Source organism: Staphylococcus sp. HMSC065D05, from assembly GCF_001813195.1.
GTDB lineage: Bacteria > Bacillota > Bacilli > Staphylococcales > Staphylococcaceae > Staphylococcus > Staphylococcus epidermidis.
The window spans coordinates 1-219 of the sequence record NZ_KV811779.1; the positions used below are offsets into that span (position 1 = coordinate 1).

Genomic DNA, 219 nt, shown 5'->3' on the forward strand with positions numbered 1-219 from the left:
CGACGGGAATCGAACCCGCGATCTCCTGCGTGACAGGCAGGCGTGTTAACCGCTACACTACGGGACCTAGAATGGTGACTCCTACGGGACTCGAACCCGTGTTACCGCCGTGAAAGGGCGGTGTCTTAACCGCTTGACCAAGGAGCCATGGCTCCACAGGTAGGATTCGAACCTACGACCGATCGGTTAACAGCCGATAGCTCTACCACTGAGCTACTG

General features: G+C 57.5%; 1 tRNA gene. It reads right to left on the reverse strand.

The features are described from left to right. Positions 1-72: 72 nt before the first annotated feature. A tRNA-Glu gene (locus HMPREF2897_RS11950) sits at positions 73-147 on the reverse strand. Between the last annotated feature and the right edge of the window lie 72 nt (positions 148-219).